General features: G+C 74.9%; 5 protein-coding genes and 2 pseudogenes. 4 read left to right on the top strand and 3 right to left on the bottom strand.

Annotation, left to right across the window (positions count from 1 at the left end; translation table 11 throughout):
• Nucleotides 1-187, top strand: a pseudogene (locus GTW08_RS24605) (hypothetical protein); the annotation flags it as partial.
• Between the two features lie 151 nt (nt 188-338).
• Nucleotides 339-1,850: a GDSL-type esterase/lipase family protein gene (locus GTW08_RS33085; RefSeq protein ID WP_073574605.1), complete on the top strand. Its 1,512-nt coding sequence runs from the start codon at nt 339-341 to the stop codon at nt 1,848-1,850.
• A 16-nt stretch (nt 1,851-1,866) separates the two neighbouring features.
• Here GTW08_RS33085 and GTW08_RS24615 read toward each other — a convergent pair whose 3' ends face one another.
• The 3 genes from GTW08_RS24615 to GTW08_RS24625 form a co-directional block, all read right to left on the bottom strand.
• Nucleotides 1,867-2,946, bottom strand: coding sequence for a dipeptidase (locus GTW08_RS24615; protein ID WP_161152604.1), 1,080 nt, complete (start codon nt 2,944-2,946; stop codon nt 1,867-1,869).
• Between the two features lie 20 nt (nt 2,947-2,966).
• Nucleotides 2,967-4,091: an NDMA-dependent alcohol dehydrogenase gene (locus tag GTW08_RS24620; protein ID WP_073574603.1), complete on the bottom strand. Its 1,125-nt coding sequence runs from the start codon at nt 4,089-4,091 to the stop codon at nt 2,967-2,969.
• Between the two features lie 120 nt (nt 4,092-4,211).
• Nucleotides 4,212-4,967, bottom strand: coding sequence for an SDR family NAD(P)-dependent oxidoreductase (locus tag GTW08_RS24625; RefSeq protein ID WP_073574602.1), 756 nt, complete (start codon nt 4,965-4,967; stop codon nt 4,212-4,214).
• Nucleotides 4,968-5,238: 271 nt separating this feature from the next.
• On the opposite strand from GTW08_RS24625, the gene GTW08_RS24630 reads away from it, so the two are divergent.
• Together GTW08_RS24630 and GTW08_RS24635 are read left to right on the top strand one after the other, a co-directional pair.
• On the top strand, nt 5,239-5,877 hold the full coding sequence (locus GTW08_RS24630) for a nicotinamide mononucleotide transporter family protein (RefSeq protein ID WP_073575265.1): 639 nt from the start codon (nt 5,239-5,241) through the stop codon (nt 5,875-5,877).
• Between the two features lie 22 nt (nt 5,878-5,899).
• A pseudogene (locus GTW08_RS24635) lies at nt 5,900-6,298 on the top strand (shikimate dehydrogenase); the annotation flags it as partial.

A 6,298-nucleotide genomic window follows, 5' to 3' on the forward strand; every position in this document is an offset into this window, starting at 1 on the left:
GGAGGGCGTCCGGCTGTGGCGCGTGCTCGGCATCACCGTCCCGGCCGGGCTGGACCTCGACGGGCTGGCCGGGCACGCGGACGCCCTCGCGGACGACGTCGAACGGGAGGGTGCCGACGCCGTCACGGCGGCGCGGCTCGCCCCGCGGCTGCGGGGGATCCAGACGCCGGGGAGCCCGGGAGCCTGACACAGCGCGGCCGCGCGCCGGGGGTGCCACCCACCGGGAGCCTCCGCCGGGGAGTCCGACGCCACCCCACGACGTCCGTGACTCCGGCCCGTCCCCCGGGCCACCATGGGGCCGTGCCCCTCCACCTCGTGTCCCGCCCCGCACACTGACGGTGGCCGCCCGTCCCACCTCCCGGTCGTGGCCCCGCGCGCTGCTGCGCGAGGCCCGGTCGCTGCCCACACTGGCGCTGCTCGGGCTGATCGCCGTCGTCGGCGTCCCGCTGGTGATCCTGCTGACGCCGGAGAACCACGTCGAGGTGTTCGGCCAGGACGTCGGCGTGGGCGCCCGGGTGCCGCCCCTGACGCTGTCGGGGCCCGCGCAGATCGCCCAGCTCGGCAACGCCGAGTTCGACCTCACGACCGTGCAGGTGTGGGGCCCGATCCGTCCGCGGCTGTCGATCGGGCCGTTGAAGCGGCCCGCCGACAACGGCCCGGTGCTGGGCCCGCACACCGTCGACGGCGCGGGCGACGCGGTCCGCGACCTCGGTGAGGGGTTCGTGACCTGGTACCTGTGGGGCGCCGCGGGCATCGTGCTGGTCGCGCTGCTGGGCAGCGGGCTGATGGCGACCGCACGGCTGCTGCTGGCGCTGCGCCGGACCCGCACCGGCCGGTACCGGCCGGTGCACTGGGACGACCTGGCGGGGCCGATCGGGCGGATGACCGTCGTCGCGGTGACCGCGTCGGTGCTGCTGTGGGCGGGCGCCGGGGTCGCCGCGCTGCACGGCACCCTCACCGGTCTGGGGAGGGTCACCTCGCTGACCGACCTGGTCGGGGCGGCGACGGTCACCCCGTCGCCGGTCGGGCCCGCGGTCACCGGGGTCGCGGGCGCGGTGATCGGGGACTCCCGCGCGGCCCGGATCGGCGGCCCGCCGCTGCGGCAGGACGACGGCACCGTCACCTCCGAGGACCGCGCCTGCGGGCGCAGCACCGACTCCACCGCCGCCGAGCTGGCCCGGCTGCGCGGCGAGGACGTCCTGAACCTGGCCTGCGCCGGAGCGGGCGTCGCGACCGGGCTGCGCGGGCCGCAGCTGCGCGAGGGCGTCACCGTCGACCCGCAGGTCGGGCGGCTCAAGCAGGTCCGGAACCTGCAGTGGGTGGTCGTCGCCGTCGGCCCGAACGACCTGGCCTGGTCGGACTTCCTGCTGTACTGCTACGGCCTCGCCACCTGCGACGACCGGCTCTCCGACGGCGAGTTCGAGTCCCGCCTCGCCGGGTTCGCCCGCGACGTAGGCGCCCTGTTCACCGACCTCGACACGCTGCCGGGGCGCCCCCGGGTGGTGGTCACCCTGTCCTACGACCCGTTCCCGGCCCGGTTCGACCCGACCTGCGCGGACATGCGCGGCCCGGCCGGCACCCCGGGTCTGGACCAGGCCAAGCTCGACCTGCTCGCCGAGCGGAACCGCCGGCTCAACGACGTGCTGGCCGACGGCGCCGCCCGCTTCGGGTTCGGCACCGCCGCGCCGGCCCTGGCGCCGCTGTGCGACCCGGACCGGGACCGGATGCCGCCGGACATCATGGGGCTCGCCACCCCCGACCCGTTCCACCCGACGGCGGTCGGCTCGCTGCGGATCGCGGCGGCGGCGGCGACGGCGCTGGCCGGCCCACGCCCCACCGGGACGCCGTGACCTCGCGCCGGGGCGCTCAGGCGTCGGCGTCGCGCAGCACCCGCAGCGCGTTGCGGTGGGCCAGCTTCGCCAGGTCCTCCGCACTCCAGCCTCGGTCGGCGAGCGCGTCGAGCAGCCGCGGGTAGGTGGAGACGTCGGAGAGCTCGTCGGGCAGGTCGGTGGTGCCGTCGTAGTCCCCGCCGATGCCGACGTGGTCGATGCCCGCGGCCTCGCGCAGGTGCTCGACGTGCGCCACGACGTCGGCGAGGGTGGCGCGCGGCTGCACGGGCCCGTCCCAGGTCTCGACGAACCGGTTGCGGGCGGCGAGGTCGCGGTGGTCGGCGCGGACGGCAGCCATCGCCACCCCCAGCCGCTGGTCCCACTCGGTCACGGCGGCGGAGACGAAGCGCGGCACGAACGTCGCCATGACCACGCCGCCGTTGCCGGGCAGGGCCTCCAGCACGTCGGCGGGGACGTTGCGCGGGTGGTCGGTGACGGCGCGGGCGCCGGAGTGGGTAAACAGCACCGGCCGGGTGGTGACGGCGAGGGCGTGGTGCATCGTCGCCGGTGCGACGTGCGAGAGGTCGACGATCATGCCGATCCGGTTCATCTCGGCGACGACCCCTCGGCCGAAGTCCGACAGCCCGTCGTGGCGGGGCGTGTCGGTGGCCGAGTCGGCCCAGTTGTTGTTCAGGTTGTGGGTCAGGGTCAGGTAGCGGACCCCGAGCCCGCGCAGGACCCGCAGCACGGCGAGGGAGTCGGCGATGCAGTGCCCGCCCTCCGCCCCCATCAGGGAGGCGACCCGCCCGGAGCCGACGACGGCGTCGACGTCGACGGCGGTGTCGGCGAACGCCAGGGCGTCCGGGTGGGCGGCGAGCAGCCGTCGCACCCGGTCCACCTGGTCGAGCACCGCGGTGACCGCCTCGTCGTGGCCCAGCTCGCCGGGTACGTAGACCGACCAGAACTGGGCGCCGACCCCGCCGGCCCGCAGCCGCGGGAGGTCGGTGTGCAGTCGCGGGTCCCCGGCGGCGACGTCCGGCTCGCGCGCCGGGTCGCCGCCGGAGAGCTCGCGCAGCGCCCAGGGCAGGTCGTTGTGTCCGTCGAGTACGTAGACCATGCCCCGGAGCCTGCCAGTGCTCAGTAGCGGATGATGCCCCGGATGTTCTTGCCCGCGTGCATGTCCTCGTAGGCCGTCGCGACCTGGTCCAGCGTGTAGGTGGTAGTGACCAGCTCGTCGAGCTTCAGCGCGCCGGCGCGGTAGAGCTCCAGCTGGCGCAGGATGTCCCAGTTCGGGTTGGACATGCCGAACATCGCGCCCTGGATGCGCTTCTGGAACAGGGTGACGTCGGCCAGCGACACCGGCAGCGGCTCGGTGGAGTTGATGTCACCGAGCGCGGTGACGACGACGGTGCCCGCCTTGCGGATCGAGGCCATCGCCTGCCCGACGTGGTCGGGCTTCACGACGCCGACGGTCACGATGGTCTGGTCGGCGCCCTGACCGTTGGTGAACTGCTTCGCGATCTCGGTGGCCTCCTCCATCGTCTCCACCGCGTGCGTGGCGCCGAGCTCCTGGGCCTTCTCGCGCTTCAGCGCGACCGGGTCGACGGCGATGATGTTCGCCGCGCCCGCGTGCGAGGCACCCTGGACCGCGTTGATCCCGATGCCGCCGATGCCCATGACGATCGTGGTGTGGCCCGGTTGCACGCCGCCGGCGTTGACCGCGGAGCCCCAGCCGGTGCCGACGCCGCAGCCGACGAGGCAGGCGACCTCGAGCGGGATGTCGTCGGGGACCTTCACGCAGGAGTCCTCGGAGACCAGGGTGGTCTCGCAGAAGGTCGAGATGCCGCACATCTGGCCGACCGGGGTGCCGTCGTCGGCGAGCCGCAGGCGGGTGGTGGGCTCCTCCCAGCGGGTGCCGGCGAGCAGGCCCGCGCCGAGGTCGCAGAGGTTCTGCATGCCGCTGGCGCACCAGCGGCAGTGCCCGCAGGAGGGCAGGAACGAGAAGACGACGTGGTCGCCCTCCTTGAGGCCCTTCTTGTTGGCCCCGGCGCGGGTGACGATGCCGGAGCCCTCGTGGCCGCCGGCGAACGGGTAGGTGCCGACCGGGATGTCCCCGGTGGCGATGTGGTCGTCGGAGTGGCACAGCCCCGACGCGACCATCTTGACCTCGATCTCGCCGGGGCGCGGCTCGTCGAGTTCGAGGTCGACGACCTCGTACTTGCCCGGAGCGCTCCGGACGATTGCTCCACGGGTGTGTCCCACGGTGGTTCACCTCAGACGTCGTCGTCCAACAGGATGCGCACGCGACGATATGAGCCCGGTCACTCCAGGGGAAGTGCCACACGCAGATCGCGGGACACCGTTCGCCTGTAGACCGTGTCGCTAACGGGGCATCCGACGCCAGACGGCACGGGGCAGCAGCCGCAGCCCGAGGAACAGCAGCCGCAGGGTGCCGGGCACCCAGACGTCGGCGTTGCCCCGCCCACGCCGGACAGCACGCACCGTCGCGTCGGCGACCTGCGCGGGCGTCGACGATAGCGGCGCCGGGCTCATCCCCTCGGTCATCCGGCCGACGACGAACCCCGGGCGGATCAGCACCAGCCGCACCCCGGTCCCGTGCAGCGCGTCGGCCAGGCCGGAGGCGAACCCGTCGAGCCCGGCCTTGGCACTGCCGTAGACGTAGTTGGCGCGCCGCACCCGCACGCCGGCCACCGAGGAGTAGACGACCAGCGTCCCGCTCCCCTGCGCGCGCAGCACCTGGGCCAGCTCGGTGAGCAGGTGCACCTGGGCGAGGTAGTCGGTGTGCACGATCGCGGCGGCGTGCGCGGCGTCGGTCTCGGCGCGGGCCTGGTCGCCGAGGATCCCGAACGCGACGACGGCGACGTCGATCCGGCCGTGGCGCGCCGTCACGTCGTCGAGCAGCGGGCGGTGGCCGGCGAGGTCGTCGGCGTCGAAGGCGACGGTGTCCACCGCGGCGCCCGCGGCCCGGACCCGGGCGGCCTCCGCGGTCAGCGCCCCGGGGCGGCGCGCGGCCAGCACGACCGTGTCGGTGTCCCCGGCGGCGAGCCGTTCGGCGACCTCCAGCCCGATCTCGCTGCGACCACCCAGGACCAGGACCGTGCGCTCCGAACCACCCACACGGTGCAGCCTCCCACCCGGTGGCGGACCGTCGTCGCCACGGGGTCAAACGCGGAAGCCGGTGCGGTGCGGAGTCGACCCGCACGACGCCGTCCTGGTGCCGGTCGACGGCCGTGCGGTCACCCGGGTGCGCCGCGACCGGCTCGGCGTCCACCCGGTCCGAGGCCGGTGTGGGTCCGCTCACACCGGACCGGGTGGGGATGGGCGGGGCCGGCCCCGTCGTTGTCTGCTGACACGGGACGCGCCCGCCGCGTCCGGGAAGGGGACCGTCGTGGACCTCCTGCTGCACCACGGGCTGACCGCGTTCGGGCAATTCGTGTCGTGGGCCGAGCTCGTCGGGCAGATCGGCGCCATCGCCGTGGTGTTCCTGGCGCGCCGGCGCAGCCTCGCGACCTGGCCGGTGCAGATGGCGGCCTGCGTGCTGCTGTTCACCGTCTACGCCTCGGCGCACCTGGGCGGGCTGGCGTTCCGGCAGGTCATCGTGCTGGCCATCTCGGTGTTCGGGCTCGTCGCGTGGCTGCGCAGGCGCGACCCGGTCTACGGCCTCGCGGTGCGCCAGGCGAGCACCGCGCAGCGGCTCGGGCTGGTCGGGCTGCTCGTCGGCGGCACCGTCGTGATGGCACTGGTCCTCGAGGCGCTCGACGCCAGCTGGGCGCCCTGGCCGGACGCCGCGATCTTCGTCGGCACCGCGGTCGCGTTCCTCGCCCAGGGCCTGCGGTTCATCGAGTTCTGGGTGATCTGGCTGCTGGTCGACGCCGTCGGCGTGCCGCTGCAGCTGGCCTCGGGGCTGTGGTTCTCCGCCGCGGTCTACGTCGTGTTCGCCGGGCTGGTCGTGCACGGCTGGTGGAGCTGGGCGCGGGCCCGGCGCACCGTGCGGGCCGCGCAGCGGGAGCCGTCGCGGGCGGTCTGAGCCGCCACGGGATACTGCTCGGATGAGCACGTCCCCCGTCCGCCGCGCCGCCGTCCTCGGTTCCCCGATCGCCCACTCGCTCTCGCCCGCGCTGCACAACGCCGCCTACACCGCGCTCGGGCTGACCGGCTGGCACTACGACCGACACGAGGTCGACGAGGCGGGCCTGGCCGGGTTCGTCGCCGGGCTCGGCCCGGAGTGGGCGGGGCTGTCGCTGACGATGCCGCTCAAGCGGGTGCTGCTCGACGTCGCCGACCACGTCGCGCCGGGGGCGGCCGCGATCGGCGCCGGCAACACCCTGGTGTTCGAGGGCACCGGTGCGACCGCGCACAACACCGACGTCACCGGCATCGCGCGCTCGCTGCGCGCCGCGGGCGCGGGGGGCGGGCGCGCCGTGGTGCTCGGGGCGGGCGGGACCGCG

Origin of the sequence: Pseudonocardia sp. SID8383, from assembly GCF_009864975.1 — a bacterium.
GTDB lineage: Bacteria > Actinomycetota > Actinomycetes > Mycobacteriales > Pseudonocardiaceae > Pseudonocardia > Pseudonocardia alni.

Bases quoted from the DNA above. Each gene is read 5' to 3' on its own strand.
- GTW08_RS24615 (WP_161152604.1), bottom strand. From the start codon at position 2,946: ATGGTCTACGTACTCGACGGACACAACGACCTGCCCTGGGCGCTGCGC.